The sequence below is a fragment of the Streptomyces sp. NPDC090499 genome, from assembly GCF_044769305.1.
Lineage (GTDB): Bacteria > Actinomycetota > Actinomycetes > Streptomycetales > Streptomycetaceae > Streptomyces.
Window position 1 is genome coordinate 42,372 of sequence record NZ_JBIVXP010000025.1, and the last position, 16,371, is coordinate 58,742.

General features: G+C 71.4%; 14 protein-coding genes. All 14 read right to left on the reverse strand.

Annotated features, from left to right (window positions below; genetic code table 11):
• Positions 1-4: 4 nt before the first annotated feature.
• The 14 genes from ACIQVL_RS46155 to ACIQVL_RS46220 all read right to left on the reverse strand — a co-directional run bounded on the left by ACIQVL_RS46155 (position 5) and on the right by ACIQVL_RS46220 (position 16,260).
• Complete coding sequence (locus ACIQVL_RS46155) at positions 5-820, reverse strand: HpcH/HpaI aldolase/citrate lyase family protein (RefSeq protein ID WP_403478550.1); 816 nt, start codon at positions 818-820, stop codon at positions 5-7.
• Positions 817-2,784 (reverse strand): 3D-(3,5/4)-trihydroxycyclohexane-1,2-dione acylhydrolase (decyclizing), encoded by a 1,968-nt coding sequence (gene iolD, locus ACIQVL_RS46160; protein ID WP_403478551.1) that lies wholly within the window; start codon positions 2,782-2,784, stop codon positions 817-819. The genes ACIQVL_RS46155 and iolD overlap by 4 nt, the downstream gene beginning before the upstream one ends.
• Positions 2,785-2,829: 45 nt before the next feature.
• Positions 2,830-4,263, reverse strand: a complete 1,434-nt coding sequence (locus tag ACIQVL_RS46165; RefSeq protein WP_403478552.1) for an aldehyde dehydrogenase family protein — start codon at positions 4,261-4,263, stop codon at positions 2,830-2,832.
• 43 nt (positions 4,264-4,306) lie between these two features.
• On the reverse strand, positions 4,307-5,311 hold the full coding sequence (locus tag ACIQVL_RS46170; RefSeq protein ID WP_403478553.1) for a sugar phosphate isomerase/epimerase family protein: 1,005 nt from the start codon (positions 5,309-5,311) through the stop codon (positions 4,307-4,309).
• Entirely contained in the window at positions 5,308-6,426 is a 1,119-nt protein-coding gene (locus tag ACIQVL_RS46175) for a LacI family DNA-binding transcriptional regulator (RefSeq protein ID WP_403436173.1), read from the reverse strand. The genes ACIQVL_RS46170 and ACIQVL_RS46175 overlap by 4 nt, the downstream gene beginning before the upstream one ends.
• A 40-nt stretch (positions 6,427-6,466) precedes the next feature.
• Positions 6,467-7,717: a sugar ABC transporter permease gene (locus ACIQVL_RS46180; RefSeq protein WP_403478554.1), complete on the reverse strand. Its 1,251-nt coding sequence runs from the start codon at positions 7,715-7,717 to the stop codon at positions 6,467-6,469.
• On the reverse strand, positions 7,714-8,496 hold the full coding sequence (locus tag ACIQVL_RS46185; protein ID WP_403436168.1) for an ATP-binding cassette domain-containing protein: 783 nt from the start codon (positions 8,494-8,496) through the stop codon (positions 7,714-7,716). Before ACIQVL_RS46185 ends, ACIQVL_RS46180 begins: the two co-directional genes overlap by 4 nt.
• Positions 8,493-9,620 (reverse strand): sugar ABC transporter substrate-binding protein, encoded by a 1,128-nt coding sequence (locus tag ACIQVL_RS46190; RefSeq protein WP_403478555.1) that lies wholly within the window; start codon positions 9,618-9,620, stop codon positions 8,493-8,495. The genes ACIQVL_RS46185 and ACIQVL_RS46190 overlap by 4 nt, the downstream gene beginning before the upstream one ends.
• 702 nt (positions 9,621-10,322) lie before the next feature.
• Complete coding sequence (locus ACIQVL_RS46195) at positions 10,323-11,483, reverse strand: acyl-CoA dehydrogenase family protein (RefSeq protein WP_403478556.1); 1,161 nt, start codon at positions 11,481-11,483, stop codon at positions 10,323-10,325.
• A gap of 12 nt (positions 11,484-11,495) precedes the next feature.
• Positions 11,496-11,780 (reverse strand): CoA transferase, encoded by a 285-nt coding sequence (locus ACIQVL_RS46200; protein WP_403478557.1) that lies wholly within the window; start codon positions 11,778-11,780, stop codon positions 11,496-11,498.
• Between the two features lie 61 nt (positions 11,781-11,841).
• Positions 11,842-12,378, reverse strand: a complete 537-nt coding sequence (locus tag ACIQVL_RS46205; RefSeq protein WP_403478558.1) for a MaoC family dehydratase — start codon at positions 12,376-12,378, stop codon at positions 11,842-11,844.
• Between the two features lie 130 nt (positions 12,379-12,508).
• Complete coding sequence (locus tag ACIQVL_RS46210; protein WP_403436156.1) at positions 12,509-13,414, reverse strand: intradiol ring-cleavage dioxygenase; 906 nt, start codon at positions 13,412-13,414, stop codon at positions 12,509-12,511.
• Positions 13,411-14,466, reverse strand: coding sequence for a maleylacetate reductase (locus ACIQVL_RS46215; RefSeq protein WP_403478559.1), 1,056 nt, complete (start codon positions 14,464-14,466; stop codon positions 13,411-13,413). Before ACIQVL_RS46215 ends, ACIQVL_RS46210 begins: the two co-directional genes overlap by 4 nt.
• A 3-nt stretch (positions 14,467-14,469) precedes the next feature.
• Positions 14,470-16,260 carry an FAD-dependent oxidoreductase gene (locus tag ACIQVL_RS46220; RefSeq protein ID WP_403478560.1) on the reverse strand — a complete coding sequence of 597 codons (1,791 nt, stop codon included), beginning with the start codon at positions 16,258-16,260 and terminating at the stop codon, positions 14,470-14,472.
• Positions 16,261-16,371 lie beyond the last annotated feature (111 nt).

Consider the following 16,371-nt stretch of genomic DNA (forward strand, 5'->3'; position numbering starts at 1 on the left):
AGGGTCAGGACGCGGTGCGTGCCTGGCTCAGGTGGGCGGTGACGGCCGCGGCGAGCAGGGTGGAGTCGGAGCCGATGGCGACGAAGGTCCAGCCTTCGGCGATCCGGGCCGCCGCCCCGGCTCCGTCGTTCACCAGCAGGCCGCACGCCTTGCCGTGGGCCGCGGCGGCGGCGCGGACCTTGTCCAGCGCGGCCGTGTAGACGGGTGCGGTGAACCGGCCGGGGACGCCGAGGTCGTGGCTGAGGTCGCGGGGGCCGACGAAGAGGACGTCGGCGCCGTCCAGCGCGGCGATCTTGTCGACGTCGTCCAGGGCGGCGGCCGACTCGATCTGCACCACGCCGAGGGGCCGGTCCTCCTCGCGGTCCAGTGCCGCGGGGTCGAGGCCGAAGCGGCAGGCCCGGTTGTAGGTGGCCACGCCCCGGTCGCCGGCCGGCGGATAGCGCAGGTGCCGCAGTGCGGCGGCGACCTCGTCCGCGCTGTCCAGGCGGGGCAGCATCACGCCGGCCGCGCCCAGGTCGAGCACCCGCCCGACGCGGATGCGGGCCGCGGACTCGACGCGGACGACGGTCGGTACCCCGTACGCCGCGGCGGCCGGGACGAGGGCGCGGACCTGCTCCTCGCCGCCCGCGCCGTGCTCCAGGTCGAGCAGCAGCCAGTCGACCCCGGCGGCGGCGCAGACCTCCCCGGCGAGGGGGGCGGCGGCGCCGACGAAGGTGCCCACGGTCGGCTCCCCGGCGGTCAGCCGCCGGTGCAGACGGCCGTGGTCGAGCGGTGAGGAGATCATCCGTACCGTCCCGTGTTCCAGTGGCGAGGAGGTCATCCGAACCACCTCTGTCCGGCGAGCCCGGCCTCGTACTCGGCGCGCAGCGCGGCCACGGCCGGCTGTTCGGCGACCTCGGCGGGGGCGACGTCCCACCAGACGCCCGCGCCGGGAAGGTCGGCGTGCGGGACGACGGGGACGACGACGACCACCGGGCCCTGGTGCCCCCGGGTGGCGTCGAGGGCTTCGGCGACCTCGTCGGCGGTGGTGGCCCGGATCGCGTGCGCGCCCAGCCCGGCCGCGACGCTCACGAGGTCGACGTCGAGGTAGTCGCTCTCCAGCCGGGCTGGTTTGCCGTCGGCGAGGTCCAGGGCGCCGTCGCGGTAGCGGAACTCGTTGCCGAACTCGGCGCCGTTGCGGCCCATCTGGAGTCGGTGGATGACCTGGTAGCCGTGGTTCTCGGCGACGACGATCGTGACGGCGGCGCGTTCCTGTGCGGCGGTGACCAGTTCGGTGGGTGCCATAAGGAAGGTGCCGTCGCCGATGAAGGCGGTGACGCGGGCCTCCGGCCGGGGTTCGGCGAGCCGGACGCCGATCGCGGCGGGCAGCTCGTAGCCCATGCAGGAGAAGCCGAACTCCAGGTGGCAGTTGCGTCCCTCGGTGGCGTCCCAGACCTTCTGCAGGTCGCCGGGCGGTCCGCCGGCGGCGGCCACGACGGTGTCGCCCGGCCGGGCGTGTTCCTGCAGCAGGCCGATGAGCTGACCCTGGGTCAGTACCGCGTCGGTGTCGGTGACCACGTCGGAGCCGGCGGGCACCGCGTTCTTGTCGAACGGCACGCGCGGGTCGATGGCCTCGGCGCGGACCGGGACCCACCGGGCGTGCGCGGCTTCGACGCGCTCCCGCCAGGCGGCGGGTGCGGCGGTCCGCCGGGCCTCGACCTCGTCGGCGAGCGCGGCGAGGGCGCGCTTGGCGTCGGCGACGATGCCGGTGGCGCCCAGCCTGCCCGCGTCCTGGACGTCCAGGTTGATGCTGGCGAAGCGTACGCCGGGGTGCTGGAAGAGCGAGTGCGAGGCGGTGGCGAAGTCCGTCAGGCGGGAGCCCACGGTGAGCACGAAGTCGGCGTCGCGCGCCAACTCGTTGACCGCGGGGGTGCCTTCGAGACCGATGCCGCCGAGCTGCCACCAGGCGCGCCGCTGCACCGCGCCCTTGCCTCCGAAGGTCTCGGTGACCGGGACGCCCGCCAGTTCGGCCAGCCGCTCCAGCTCGGGCGTGGCACCGGAGTAGACGACGCCCCCGCCCGCGATGATCAGCGGTCGCTCGGCATGGGCGAGCAGCGACGCGACCTGTGCCACCTCGTCGGGGTCGACGGCCGGGCGGCGGATCCGCCAGACCGTGTCGTGGAAGAGCGCGGTGGGGAAGTCGTACGCGTGCGACTGCACGTCCTGGGGGAGCGAGAGGACTACGGCGCCGGTCTGGGCGGGGTCGGTGAGCACCCGCATCGCCGCCGGGAGGGCCGTCAGCAGCTGCTCGGGCCGGGTGATGCGGTCGAAGAAGCGGGCCACCGGCCGGAACGCGTCGTTGACGGAGGTGTCGGCCTCGCTGGGGTGCTGCAGCTGTTGGAGCACCGGGCCCTGACGGCGGGTCGCGTAGCTGTCGCCGGGCAGCAGCAGCACCGGCAGCCGGTTGACGGTGGCCAGGCCGGCGCCGGTGACCATGTTCAGGGCGCCGGGCCCGATCGAGGCGGTGACGGCGAGGGTGGCGTGGCGCCGGGCGTGCTTGGCGTAGCCGGTGGCCAGGTGGACGAGGGCCTGTTCGTTGCGGCCCTGGACGAACGGCATCCGGTCCGAGAACTGGTCGAGCGCCTGGCCGAGTCCCGCGACGTTGCCGTGGCCGAAGATGCCGAGGGTGGCCGGGATCAGCCGGCGCCGTTCACCGTCGGCGTCGCTGTACTGGTGGGAGAGGTAGGCGACGACGGCCTGGGCCACGGTCAGCCGAGTGGTGGGCTCGGGGTGGGACGCACTCACGGGGAGTTTCCTTCCTTGCTTACGACGGACACGAAACAGGGGTGTTCACCAGGGACGGCCGTGCAGGACGACGGTCTTGGCCTCGGTCATCTCCTCGACCGCGGCGCGCGGGCCCTCCTTGCCGATGCCGCTGCCCTTGAGCCCGCCGTAGGGCATCAGGTCGGCGCGCCACAGGGGGGTCCAGTTGATGTGCACGGTGCCCGCGTCGATCTCCCGGACCGCCCGGACGGCGCCGCTGACGTCGCTGGTGAAGATGCCCGCGCCCAGCCCGTACGCGGTGCCGTTGGCCTGGTCGATCGCCGACCGCCAGTCCTCGGCGGTGCTGACGGCGACGGCGGGGCCGAACAGCTCGTCCTGGCTGAACGGCGAGCCGGGTGCCACGTCGGCGACCACCGCGGGCGTGACGACCGCGCCGTCCCGCTCGCCGCCGGTCAGCAGCCGGGCGCCGTCCGAGACGGCGTCGGCTATGGACGCGCGGACACGTTCCGCCTCCTGTGCGGTGATCAGCGTGCCGATCCCGGTCTCCGCCGACGCGGGGTCGCCGGTGCGGATGGCCTCGACCTTGGGCACCAGCGCGTCCAGGAAGTCGGCGCTGATCGCGGGGTGGGTGATGACGCGTTGTACGGAGATGCAGACCTGGCCGGCGTTGATGTAGCCGCCGAGGGCGACCGCCGAGGCCGCGGCCTCCAGATCGGCGTCCGGCAGGACCACGACCGGGCAGGACGCCCCCAGTTCCAGCGACAGTTTCTTCACGCCCGCCATGCGGGTGATGTGCTCGCCGGTCCTGGTCGAACCGGTGAAGGAGATCTTGCGCACCCGGGGGTCCGAGACCAGCGCGTCGCCGAGTACCCCGCCCGGTCCGGTCAGGACGGAGAGCACGCCGTCGGGGAGGCCGGCGTCGACGAAGCAGGCGGCGAGCGCGAGCGCGGTCAGCGGGGTCGTCCGGGCGGGCTTGAGGACGACCGCGTTGCCGGCGGCGAGCGCGGGGGCGAGCTTGTGGAGGACCAGGAGCGCCGGGTAGTTGAACGGAGTGATGGCGACGACCACCCCGCAGGGCTGGCGGAGGGTGAACCCGATCTTGTCGTGGCCGGTGCCCCGGTTGGCGTCCAGCGGCAGGGTGTCGCCGTAGAGGTGCGCGCCCTCGAACGCGGCCAGTCGGATGATGTCGCCGGAGCGGCCCGCCTCGCCGGTCGCCTCGGTGATGGTCTTCCCGGTCTCGGCACTGATGAGCCGTGCCGTCTCCGCCGCTCTCTCGTCGGCGAGTTCGGCGGCGCGGAAGAGGATCCGCATCCGCTCGTGGGCGGGTGTCGCGCGCCAGACGGCCGCGCCCGCCTCGGCCGCCGCCAGCGCGGCCTCCACGTCCTTCGGTCCGGCCACGGGTACGGCCCCCACGGCCGCGCCGTCGAACGGCGAGGTCACTTCCTCGGCCGCGCCCGAGAGCGCGGGCGTCCAGGTACCGCCGATCAGCATGTCCACCATGACAACTACCAATCCACAGGGGTTGTTTACGAGAGGTGAGGGCTCAGCGCGAGGTGCTGAACGCGGCGTCGAACTGCCGGTCGGAGGCCTCCGCGGCCGCCGAGCGGACGAAGCGCAGCGCCTCCGGCGCGGCGGTCTCCCGGTCGAGGCCGACGTCCTCCCACTCGACGGAGAGCGGGCCGTCGTAGCCGAGGCGGTTGAGCGCGCGCATGATCTCCTCCCAGTCGATGCCGCCGCGGCCGACGGTGCGGAAGTCCCAGCCGCGCCGGGGGTCGCCGAAGGGGAGGTGGGAGGCGATGATGCCGTTGCGGCCGTTGAGGCGGCGGGTGGCGTCCTTGCAGTGGACGTGGGTCACGCGGTCGCCGTGGCCCTCCAGGAAGGCGACCGGGTCGACCTGCTGCCAGTGCAGATGGCTGGGGTCGAAGTTGATGCCGAACGCCGGATGCCGCATGGCGGCGAGGGTGCGTTCGGTGGTCCAGTAGTCGTAGGCGATCTCGGCGGGGTGGATCTCCAGGCCGAAGACGACGCCCTCGGCCTGGAAGACGTCCAGGATCGGGGTCCAGCGCTCCACGAAGTCGTCGTAGCCCGCGTCGATGGTCTCGGCCGAGACGGGCGGGAAGCCGGCCAGCATGTACCAGATGCTGGAGCCGGTGAAGCCGTTCACCCGGGTGACGCCCAGTGCGGCGGCGGCCCGCGCGGTGTCGGCCATCTCGGCGGCCGCCCGGGCCCGCACCCCCTCGGGCTCGCCGTCGCCCCACACGTGGGCCGGCAGCACGTCGCGGTGCCGGTGGTCGAGGGGGACGTCGCAGACGGCCTGGCCGGTCAGGTGGTTGGAGATCGCCCAGACCCCGAGGCCGTGGCGCTCCAGAAGTGCGCGCCGGCGCTTGACGTAGCCGGGGTCGGTGACGGCTTGACGGACATTGAAGTGGTCGCCCCAGCAGGCGAGTTCGAGGCCGTCGTAGCCCCACTCCCCTGCCTTGCGGACGAGTTCGTCGATCGGCATGTCGGCCCACTGGCCGGTGAAGAGCGTGACAGGGCGTCGGCTCATGGTGGCGGCTCCGATTCAGGCGTCTCCGGTCCGCAGCCGCAGCTGCTCCGGACGATCAGGTCGAGTGGCACCCGCGTCGCGGTCGGGTGCTCGGTCTTCGGTGCGGCGCCGGACTTGCGCGTCTCCAGCGCGGCCAGCAGCATCCGCGCGCTGATCTCACCGAGTTCGCGGTCGTGCCGGGCCAGGGCGGTCATCGGCGGGTCGAGCAGGTCGCTGGCGACCGGGTCGTCGAAGGAGACCAGGGCGATCTCCGTGCCGACCTTGTACCGGTCGGCGCGCAGTTGACGGAGCGCGCCGAGGGCGAGGGTGTCGCCCGCCGCGATGACGGCGGTCGGCGGCTCGGCCACCCGCATCAGCCCGGCCACGGCCCGCTCCGCGCTGGCCTCGGTCCACTCGTGGTCGCCGTAGACCAGGTACTCCGGGGGCACCGGCAGCCGCCGCCCGCCCATGACGTTGCGGAAGGCCTCCAGCCGTTCGGTGGCCGGTGCGTTCTCCAGGCGCAGGATCCGGTCGGTCGGACCGGGCGGCACTCCCAGAAAGGCGATCTTGGTGTGGCCGTGGACGGCCGACAGGTGCTCCACGAGGGCGGCCATGCCGCCGGCGTTGTCCGGGCTGACGTAGCCGAGGCCGGTGTCCCGGATGACGTGGTCGAAGAAGACGACGGGTCCCCGGTCCGGGATGTAGCCGCCGCTGGTGGCCACCAGTAGTCCGTCGACCTGGCGGTCCTGCAGGGTGCGCAGGGCGGCGGTCTCACGCTGGGCGTCACGTTCGGTGTTCATCACGACGACCTGGTAGCCGGCGGCTTCCAGCACGTTCTGGGCCGCCTTCAGGACCGCGGCGTAGAAGGCGATGGCGATGTCGGGGACGACGACGCCGACGAGCATGGAGGACTGGGTGCGCAGGGACCGCGCCGAGATGTTGCGCCGGAAGCCCAGCGCGGTTGCCGCCTCGACGACCTTCCGCTGGGTGTCCCCCGGGATGCGGGGGTTGCCGTCCAGAGCCCGACTCACCGTGGACACGGACACGCCGGCCATCGCGGCGACGTCGGCCAGGGTGGGACGGCGTCGGCGGGACGGATCGACCGGACCGGGGGTCTGGTCCTGGCTGGAAGGCATCGGGGCTCCTTACAAGGGCGGTCTCTGCGGCGGACCTGCGTTACTTGGTCGCTCGGGCGAAGACACTGCCACGGGTGAGGATCGAATCCACAGTCGCCGCGAGGACGAGGATGGATCCCTCGGCGACGTACTTGACCACGGTCTCCGCACCGATCAGGTCCAGGCCGTTGGAGATGGACCCGATGACGAGAGCACCGAGCAGGGCGTCCCAGACGCTGCCGCGTCCGCCGAACAGGCTCGTCCCGCCGATCACGGCCGCGGCGATGGACTCCAGCAGCACCGTGCCGGTGCCGGAGGAGGCCGACACCCCGAGCAGCCGGGAGGCGGCGAGGATGCCGCCGAGCGCGGCCAGCGCACCCGCCAGGCTGAAGGCGATCATCTTGGCCCGGGCCACCGGGATGCCCGCCCGGCGGGCGGCGTCCGGGTTGGCTCCGACGGCATAGAGGTGCAGGCCGAAGCGGGTCTGGGTGGTGAGGTAGCTGAACACGGCCAGCAGCGCGAAGAGGATCACCACGGGGAGCGGCACACCGAGATAGCTGTTGAGCACCCCCACGGCCGTGGCGCTGGCGGCGCCGACCAGGATGCCGGGGACGACGACCTCGCGCACCACGCTCATCTCGATGCCCCGGCGCCGGGCCTCCCCCACGGCCAGCAGGCGCAGCAGGACGAACGCGATGATGCCTACGGCCGTGAACGTCCATCCCAGGGCGGGTGGCAGGTAGGTGCTGGACAGGGTGGCGATGCCGGTGCCGAAGAGGCTGACCTGTCCGGTGCCGCCGGGCAGCAGGACCAGGATCGCGCCGAGCAGCATCAGCTGGGCGCCCAGGGTGACGACGAAGGACGGCACCCCGAACTGGGTGACGACGGCTCCCTGGATCAGGCCGATCGCCGCGCCGGCCGCGATCCCGGCCAGCAGGCCGAGCCAGGCGGGCCAGCTGTGGTTGACCACGAGGATCGCGGTGAGTGCCGCCGCCGCCCCGCTGTTGGCGGCGACCGAGAGGTCGATCTCGGCGAGCAGCAGGACGAAGACGATGCCCAGGGCGATCGTCGCCGTGACGACGATCTGCACGAGCAGGTTGGTGATGTTGCGGTTGCCCATGAACGCGCTGTCCTGGGCGGTGAAGAAGGCCCAGATCACGGCCAGCATGAGGACGACGGGCACGAATCGGTACCGTCCGGCGATGGCGTCGAGCACCGTGCGGCGGCGGGACTGGCGGCCTTCCACACGCACGACGGGCGGCGGGGAGGGCGTGGCGGCGACGGCCGTGGGCGAGGGGTTCGATGTGGTCATGGGGCCGAGATTCCTGTGATGGCGGCGACGAGTTGGTCCGAGCTGGTGGTGCGATCGCTGTTGTCGAACTCGGCGACCTTGTTGCCCAGGCGCAGTACGACGATGCGGTCGGCGATCTCCAGGACGTCGCGCAGGGCGTGCGAGATCAGCACGATCGCGCAGCCGTGCTCGGAGCGCAGCCGGCGGATCAGGTCGAGTACGCCGGTGCTCTGCTCGACGCCGAGCGCCGCCGTCGGTTCGTCCATCAGGACGAGCCGTGGATCGGAGAGGGTGGAGCGGCAGACGGCGATGGACTGCCGCTGGCCGCCCGAGAGACGGCCGACCGGGGTGCGCAGGGAGGGGATCTTCGCACCCAGGCGGCGGATGGTCTCCTGCGCCCGGTGCTCCATGTCCGCCCGGCGCAGCCGCGCGCCGCGCAGCAGGGAGCTGGTCTCCTCCCGGCCGAGGAAGAGGTTCTGGACGGTGTCGAGGTTGTCGCAGAGCGCGAGGTCCTGGTATACGGTCTCGATGCCGAGCGCCGTGGAGTCGACCGGGCGGCGCAGCTCGACCGGCCGGCCGTCGAAACGTATCTCGCCGCCGTCGGCGGGCTGCAGCCCGGAGATGATCTTCATGAGGGTCGACTTGCCCGCTCCGTTGTCGCCGACCACGGCCACGATCTCGCCGTGGCCGACGGTGAGGTCGATGCCCTCCAGGGCGTGCACGCCGCCGAAGAGCTTGACCACCTGGCGGAGTTCGAGGAGCGGGGCCGCGGTGGTCACGGCGGCCGTTGCCTTGCTCATCCCATTTCCTTCTTGCAGGTCGCCGTGGCGGCGGCGGGACCGGTGCAGATCTGCTTCCAGGTCCAGACCCCGTCCTTGACGAGCGTGGAGACGGTGTCGGCGTGCAGGTCCTGTACGGGCAGGAAGGACGCGGGGACGCCGGGCTTCATGAAGCCGTTGTCCACGTAGCCGTCGATGTCGCTCTTGCTGATCTTGCCGGTCTTGAGCAACTGCACCGTCAGGTCGGCGGCCTTGGAGGCCTGCAGCTTGAACGGCTTGTAGACGGTGCTGTACTGGTAGCCGAGCAGGATGTACTGGACCGCCTGCAGGTCGGCGTCCTGACCGCCGATCACCGGCACCTTGCCGGTCAGGCCCTGGGCCTTGAGTGCGGCGATGGAGCCGCCGGCGGTGCCGTCGTTCATCACCACCACGGCGTCGATCTTGTTGCCGGTCTTGGTCAGGCACTGCTCCACCTCGGACTGCGCCTTGGCCGGGTCCCAGTTGGGCGTGTAGGTCTCGCAGGCGACCTTGACCTTCCCGGCCTTCACCAGCGGCTCGATGTACTGGTCCTGGCCCTTCTTGTACTGGGTCGTGCCGTAGTCGCCCTGGTTGCCGTAGATGCGGGCGATGACCTTGGGCTTGGCGGTGGTGCCGCCCGCGAGCAGCTTGACGGCGTCCTGGCCCTGGTTCTGGCCGACCGACAGCGAGTTGAAGACGACCTGCGCCGCCGCCTCGCCGCCACGGGCGTCGTGGTCGTAGAGCAGCACCGGGACCTTGGCGGTGGACGCCTTCTGGAGGGCGCCGCCGGCGATGTAGGGGTCGGCGGCGATCAGCACGATCGCGGACGCGCCGCCCGAGATGGCGGTCTCGACCTGTTGGACCTGCTTCTGCGGGTCGTTCTCGGCGTTCTGGATGACGACCTTGGCGTCCGGCATGGCCTTCTTCATCGCGGCCTTGAAGTCCGGGCCGTCCTGAGTGGTGAAGCGCACGGTCGTGGTGTTCGGCAGCAGCATGTAGACGGTCTTGCCACCTCCACCGGCGGTGTCGCTGCCGCCGCCGGAACCGCACGCGGCGAGGAGAAGGGCCGCCGCAGGCAGGGCGGCAAGACGTACAGAGATTCTTCGCGAAAAGGGTGAACAGCGCATGGATGGCACTCCTTCGTGAATCCGGCCCGCAGAGTGCGCAAACCTTTGCACTGAGGTTTCCGTCAGGTCAATACTTTGAGCCAAAGAAGATGACAGCTTCGAGATATCGTTTGCACAACGGCGGTCGCGGCAGCAGCGGTCCAGCGGAAGAAGCGCAGGACCGCTGCCATTTACCGGCGAGTAGGCTGCTGGGCGCCCCGCCCGGCAGTCCATGGCACGGGCGTCTCACGTCGGACATCCGCCGGGAGCGTGCCGGACCACCGAGCCCTGAGCCCTCGGCGTCGGTCCCCGGCGACGGCTCAAGAGTGCGACGCCCTCTCGTGAACCGATGACACAGCCAAGTGGGCGTCCCGCGATCACGGGACGCCCAGGGACTCACCAACGAAGGTTTCCGCCGAGTCGGCTCGCGGAGTGATCCGGACGTTTGCTTTCTGAACTTCAGGAGCGACCTACGCCACCGCCGCACCACGTCGGCAGCCACGCTCTCTCATCAGGGACAGCAGCTCGCTGCGACCTGCAGAGCCACCCCGGGCCCTGGCACGTCTCCCGGTATCCCGGCCCGCTACTTCACTCCCCTCGGCGATGAAACGCCGGGCGGGCCGGCGCGAAGCCGATACCGCCGGCGCCACCGGTGACGACCGCCACGCGGCTCCGGAGGTCCTTCAACACGCCCGTCACACCGTTCCCTTCACCGTGCGGCCGTCATCCGACCCGGGACCTGCCCGCCACCAGCGCCTTCGCCACGACCGTGCGCAGGACGTCGTTGGTGCCCTCGCCGATGCTCATCAGCGGTGCGTCGCGGTAGAGGCGCTCGATCTCGTACTCGGTGGAGTAGCCGTAGGCGCCGTGCACCTTCATCGAGTCGATGGCGTTGTCCAGGGCCATCTCCGAGGCGAAGATCTTGGCCATCCCGGTCTCCGCGTCCGCCCGGCCGTTCCGTACGGCGGTCGCGGCCCAGTAGGTCATGAGCCGGGCGGCCTGGAGGTTGGTGGCCATGGTGGCGAGCTTGAGCTGGATGGCCTGGAACTCGGCGATGGGGCGGTCGAAGGCGATGCGCTGCTTGGCGTAGGCGAGCGCCTCCTCGTAGGCCCGCTGGCCGACGCCCACTCCCCTGGCGGCGATGTTGACCCGGCCCCACTCCAGCCCCGACAGGGTCTGCTGCATGCCACGTCCCTCGACGCCGCCCAGCAGGTTCGCGGCCGGGACCCGGGCGTCCGTGAGCAGGACCTCGCTGGTCTCGGGTCCCTTGTAGCCGAGCTTGGGGATGTCCTTGAGGACCTCGAAGCCCGGGGTGTGCTTGTCGACGAGGAGGACGCTCATGCCCGCGTGCTTCGGCGAGGCGGATGGGTCGGTCTTCACGATCACCGGCAGCGGGTCCGCGAAACGGGCGTTGGTGATCCACAACTTCGTGCCGTTGACCACGTAGTGGTCGCCGTCGAGGCGGGCGGTGGTGCTGATGCTCTGCATGTCGGTGCCGGCGCCGGGCTCGGTGAGGCCGAGGCCCGTGCGCCGCTCGCCGGTCGCGAGGCCGGGCAGGTAGCGGCGCTTCTGCTCCTCCGTGCCGTGCACGGCGATCATGCGGCAGGACGGGGAGTGACTGCCGAGCACACCGGCGATGCCCATCCAGCCGCGGGCCAGTTCCTCGAAGACCAGCGCGAAGGAGACCGGGTCGAGGTCGAGGCCGCCGTACTCCTCGGGGACGGTGATGCCGAAGAGGCCGAGGTGCTTGAGGCCCTCGACGATCTCGGTGGGGTAGCGGCCCGCCTGCTCCCACTCCCGGGCGACCGGGATGATCTCCTTCTCCACGAACGACCGCAGTACGGCCTTGAAGTCCTGCTGTTCCTCGGTGAGTTCGAAGTCCATGGGGTGGTGTCCTCAGTCAGGAGGGAGTTCGCCGAAGGCACCCTCGGCGGTCAACTCGTCGACCTCGTCGGCCGTGTGGCCGGCGAGGGAGCAGCACACGACGGCCGGGTTGAGGTGCTTGAGGCCGTCGTGGGTGAGGCCGGGCCTGGCCGGTACGTCGCCGCGCAGGTTGGAGCAGACGGCGTCGGGCTCACGGACCAGGCGCTCGAACACCTCGCGGCCGACGTCGACGCCGGAGCGCGGCTCCTCGATCTTGAGAGCTCGGCGCCCGGGTCGGCGAGGTGCAGGCTGCCCCACGGGCCGGCGCCGTACTGCTCGACGGCGAGGATGCGCACGCCCTCCAGGGGCGGTCGGCGGATCACCGTTCCTCCGGGAGGGTCAGCGGTACTTCGCCCGTTGGAAAGATGTCCTGGAGCTGTTCGGCGCCGCGCCGGTGGACCAGGAAGGTGCGCAGGAAGGAGCACACCTCCTTGCCGTCCTGGTTGAGGGTCCGCGTCTTGACGGTGACGATGCCCGCGGTGGGCCGGCTCGCGCTCTCCCGCCTGCTCACGACGATCGACTCGCTCCACAGCGTGTCGCCCGCGAACACCGGGTGGGTCATGCGGATGTCGTCCCAGCCCAGGTTGGCCACCGCGTTCTGGGTCAGGTCGGTGACGCTCTGGCCGACCGCGATGGCCACGGTGAGGGTGGAGACGACCAGCGGCCGTTCGAACTCGGACCGTGCCGCGTACTGGCTGTTGAAGTGCAGCTGGTTCGTGTTCATGGTCAGCAGGGTGAACCAGGTGTTGTCGGCCTCGCTGACCGTACGGCCCAGGGGGTGCCGGTAGATCGCCCCCACCTCGAAGTCCTCGAAGAAGCGGCCCTGCCATCCGGGTTGGACACTCACGTCGTTCATGTCGTTCCTCGCCTTCAGACGGTTGCGACCGGGCGGACCGGCGGCGGGGTCTCCGACTGCTTGGTGAACATGAAGATCTTGCGCTGCGCCTCCTCGTCCGCGGCGGGCGGGGACCCGTCGCGGACGCGCCTCACCCCTGGCCGTCGGCGGGGGCCAGGACGATGTCGAACCGTACCCGCGTCCAGGTTCCGTCGACGACCCGCCCGTCGGGCGTCGGCGTGCCGGCCGGTTGCAGCTCGAACGTCTTGACCAGGGAATCCTTGACGCCGAAGACGGAGTCGGAGGCGAGCAGTTGGTCGCCCTCCACGAAGATGTGGGTCACGAGCGTCCGGCACCCCGGCGCCTCGACCTTGAAGTGGAGGTGCGAGGCCCGCATCGGCGAGCGGCCGGTCGCCGCGAGCATCCTCCCCACCGGGCCGTCGTACGGGATCGGGTACGGCGTCGGCGTGACGCCCCAGAAGCGGTAGTTCCCGTCGGCGTCGGAGAACAGGTGTCCCCGGGCCGCCACCCGGTCGTCGTCGTACTGCACGTCGTAGAAGCCGTCCTCGTCGGCCTCCCAGACCTCGATCCTGGCCCCGGGAACCGGGGTGCCGTCGGCGGCGGAGACGGTCCCCTCCACCCAGCACGGCTCGCCGGCCGCCCCGAAGGACACGTCCCCGCCGTGCTCGATCCTCGGGGATCCCTCGACGAAGAAGGGGCCGAAGACGGTGGCCTCGGTGGCGTCGCCGTAGGCCTCGTTGTTGATCGCGATGGTCTGCATCGACGCCCCGAGGGTGTCGGAGAGCAGGATGAACTCCTGGCGTTTGTCGTCGGTGAGGTGTCCGACGGCGGTGAGGAACTCGATGCCCTTGGTCCACTCCTCCTCGGTGAGGCGGACCTCGCGCAGGAAGCCGTGCAGGTGCTTGACGACCGCCCGCATCAGCTCCTTGAGGCGGGGGTCCTCGCAGGCGTCGAAGGAGGCCTGGACGCGCGCGATCAGTTCCTCCTCGCGGGCCGTCTGCTCCGGCGAGACGTCACGGGGGGACGGGAGGGTCATGCGGGGTCACTTCCTTCCCAGGCCGCGCGCAGCAGCGCGGTGAGGTTCTCCTCGGTCAGCGGAGTGGGGTTGTCGGCGGGGACCGCGGCGAGGACGGGGGCCACCGCGCGGGCGATGCCGTCCTCGGGCATGCCGTAGTCGCGCAGCGCGCGCGGCGCGTCGAGGCTCGCACGCAGCGCCGCGAGTCCTTCCACCGCGGTCGGGCTGCCGAAGCCCTGCGCGATGCGCCGCTCGGCCTCCGGCGCGGCCGGGGCGTTGAAGGCCAGTACGTGCGGCAGCACCACCGCGTGGGTCTGGGCGTGCGGCAGGTTGAACATCCCGCCGAGCACATGGCAGATCTTGTGGTGCATGCCCGAGCCGGCCGAGGCGAACGCGACGGCGGCCAGGTAGGCGCCGTACAGGGTCTGTTCGCGTCCTTCCAGGCCGGCCGGGTCGGCGGCCACGGCGGGCAGGCCGAGGGCGAGGCCCCGGATGCCCTCGCCGGCCAGGGCCCGGTCGATGGGGTCGGTACGGGGGGCCCACATCGAGTCGACGCAGTGGGCCAGGGCGTTGAGGCCGCTGGCCACGGACATCTCCACCGGCAGGCTCAGCAGGAGTGAGGCGTCGTAGACGATGGAGCGCGGCAGGACCCGCGGGTCGACACCCGTGGTCTTCACCTCGCCCTCCGTGAGGCCCCAGACGTTCGTGGCCTCGGAACCGGCATACGTGGTGGGGACCGCCACGATCGGCAGGCCGGTCGTCAGCGCCACCGCCTTGGCCAGGCCGGTCGTGGAGCCGCCGCCGACGCACACCAGCGCGTCCACGGAGCCCTCCGTCGCGGCCTTCCTGGCGCGCTCGGCCACGTCGACCGGCACGTGCATGACGACCTCGTCGTGGCGTACCGCGACCGGCAGATCCGCGCCGACCCGCTCGGCGAGCGCCGCCTCCCCCGGACCGGCGATGAGCATCACCCTCGTCGCCGACAGCGCGGCCACCTCGGCCGCCACCGCGGCCGAGGCCTCACCCGGGGCGAAGACGACCCGCTGCGGGAGCGTCTCGTGGGCAAACCGCATGGTTCAGGCCTTTCCGAGGATCTGGGTGAGGGCGCCGCGCAGCGCCGCCTCCGGGTCGTCGGCGAGGCTCATCGACCGCCAGCCGACGTGCTTGTCGGGCCGGACCAGGATCGCACCGGACTCCTCGACCTCCCGGAGCTTTGCCCAGTCGTAGTAGAGGTCGGTCACCTCGCGGCCGGGGCCGATCACCACGGTGTCGAGGGGGATCCCGAGGTCCTGCGCGACCTTGTCGGCCGCACCGGCCCAGTCCTCGCCGGCGACGCCCGTGATCAGGGTCCAGCGGGTGTACGGGGCCAGGTCCATCAGGGCGAGCTTGGTGACGTTGTCGCCGACCCAGGCGTGCGGGAGGTGGGCGCCGGGGCTGGTCGACATGGAGTAGTAGAGGTCCTCGTCCCGGCTCGGGGCGGGGCGGGTGCCGTCGGAGACCACGGCGGTGGACTCGTAGAACTGGCCGAGTTCGACTCCGTGGGCGTTGAACTCGTAGTTCTTGGTCTCCATCGCCGCCACGAGCGCGGCCCGCTTGGCGGCGCCCTCGGGGGTGTTGGCCTTCCGCTCCTCGATGCGGGCCTGCATCTCCGCCTCGTCCTTCGCGCCGAGGACGCCGAGGGCCTCGAAGATGTCGGCGAACTCGCGGCTGGACCTGTTGGCCCGCGTGACGATCCGCCGGGCCACCGGCGCCCGCTCCGCCGAGTACGTCTCCAGCAGCGAGGGGGCCGCCTGCCCGCGCAGCACGGCCGCGAGCTTCCAGGCCAGGTTGTAGGAGTCCTGGATGCTGGTGTTCGAGCCCAGGCCGTTGCTCGGCGGGTGCCGGTGGATCGCGTCGCCCGCGCAGAAGACCCGGCCCTTCTGCAGGTGGGTCGCGTACATCTCGTTGTTGCCCCAGAGGCTGGTGCCGGTGATCTCCACTTCGAGTTCCGGAGTCCCCAGCAGCTGCCGCACGATGCGGATCGCCTCGGCCTCGTCGACCACCGGGGGCTCGGAGTCGATGTCGTAGCCCCACACGATGAGCCACTCGTTCCAGGGGCGGACCATCCGGACCAGGCCGGCGCCGATGCCGCCGACGTTGGCGCCCGGCTGGATCACCCAGTACAGGACGGAGGGCCGGTGGCCGACGTAGGACTCGATGTCGGCCTTGAACGTGATGTTCATCGAACCGGCTATGTCCATCGCGCCCTCGTAGGGCAGCCCGATGTCCTCGGCGACCCGCGACCGGGCGCCGTCGGCGCCGATCAGGTACTTCGCCCGGATGTCGTACTCGTGGCCGGTGAGCCGGTCGCGCACCTGGACCGTGACGCCCGCTTCGTCCTGCGTGTGCGAGACGTACTCGGTGGAGAAGCGGGTCTGGGTCCCGCGCACGGTGGCGTTCTTGACCAGGATGGGTTCGAGGTAGGTCTGCGGGATGTCGACGGTGAGGCAGGGGGACGCCAGCCGGTAGTCCGCCTCCCGGTCCGGCCGGGTGCCCCAGGTGTGGATGCGGCCGATCTCCTCGCCCGCTATGGAGGTGCAGAAGACGGTGTCGCCGACGAGGTCGTGGGCGGTGGCGTCGGCCAGCACCTGGTCCTCGATGCCCATGTCGCGGAAGATCTCCATGGCCCGCTGGTTGGTGATGTGCGCCCGGGGGGTGTTCGCGGTCCACCGGTACTTGGTGATCACAATGTTGTCGATCCCCAGAGCCGACAGGAACAGTGCCGCGGAGGCGCCGGCCGGACCGGAACCGACGATCAGGACATCCGTCTCCACCTGCGACGATGCCGGCAGCTCGGTCACTCGCTGACCGTCGTTGAAGTCGGGCATGTGAGGTCTCGCCTTCTGCTCGCGGTGTTCTGAAGGCAGAGTGCCCGCGGTCCCGGCCCCACTTCGCGGGATGGGGGGCAGGAGGGCCGAAATCCGTATGTCGCGGCGGTG

Coding starts and splice junctions, on each gene's coding strand:
- ACIQVL_RS46155 (WP_403478550.1), bottom strand. CDS start 820: ATGACCTCCTCGCCACTGGAACACGGGACGGTACGGATGATCTCCTCA.
- ACIQVL_RS46210 (WP_403436156.1), bottom strand. CDS start 13,414: ATGACCCTCCCGTCCCCCCGTGACGTCTCGCCGGAGCAGACGGCCCGC.
- ACIQVL_RS46190 (WP_403478555.1), bottom strand. CDS start 9,620: ATGCGCTGTTCACCCTTTTCGCGAAGAATCTCTGTACGTCTTGCCGCC.
- ACIQVL_RS46185 (WP_403436168.1), bottom strand. CDS start 8,496: ATGAGCAAGGCAACGGCCGCCGTGACCACCGCGGCCCCGCTCCTCGAA.
- ACIQVL_RS46175 (WP_403436173.1), bottom strand. CDS start 6,426: ATGCCTTCCAGCCAGGACCAGACCCCCGGTCCGGTCGATCCGTCCCGC.
- ACIQVL_RS46170 (WP_403478553.1), bottom strand. CDS start 5,311: ATGAGCCGACGCCCTGTCACGCTCTTCACCGGCCAGTGGGCCGACATG.
- ACIQVL_RS46195 (WP_403478556.1), bottom strand. CDS start 11,483: ATGGACTTCGAACTCACCGAGGAACAGCAGGACTTCAAGGCCGTACTG.
- ACIQVL_RS46205 (WP_403478558.1), bottom strand. CDS start 12,378: ATGAACGACGTGAGTGTCCAACCCGGATGGCAGGGCCGCTTCTTCGAG.
- ACIQVL_RS46215 (WP_403478559.1), bottom strand. CDS start 14,466: ATGCGGTTTGCCCACGAGACGCTCCCGCAGCGGGTCGTCTTCGCCCCG.
- ACIQVL_RS46180 (WP_403478554.1), bottom strand. CDS start 7,717: ATGACCACATCGAACCCCTCGCCCACGGCCGTCGCCGCCACGCCCTCC.
- ACIQVL_RS46165 (WP_403478552.1), bottom strand. CDS start 4,263: ATGGTGGACATGCTGATCGGCGGTACCTGGACGCCCGCGCTCTCGGGC.
- ACIQVL_RS46220 (WP_403478560.1), bottom strand. CDS start 16,260: ATGCCCGACTTCAACGACGGTCAGCGAGTGACCGAGCTGCCGGCATCG.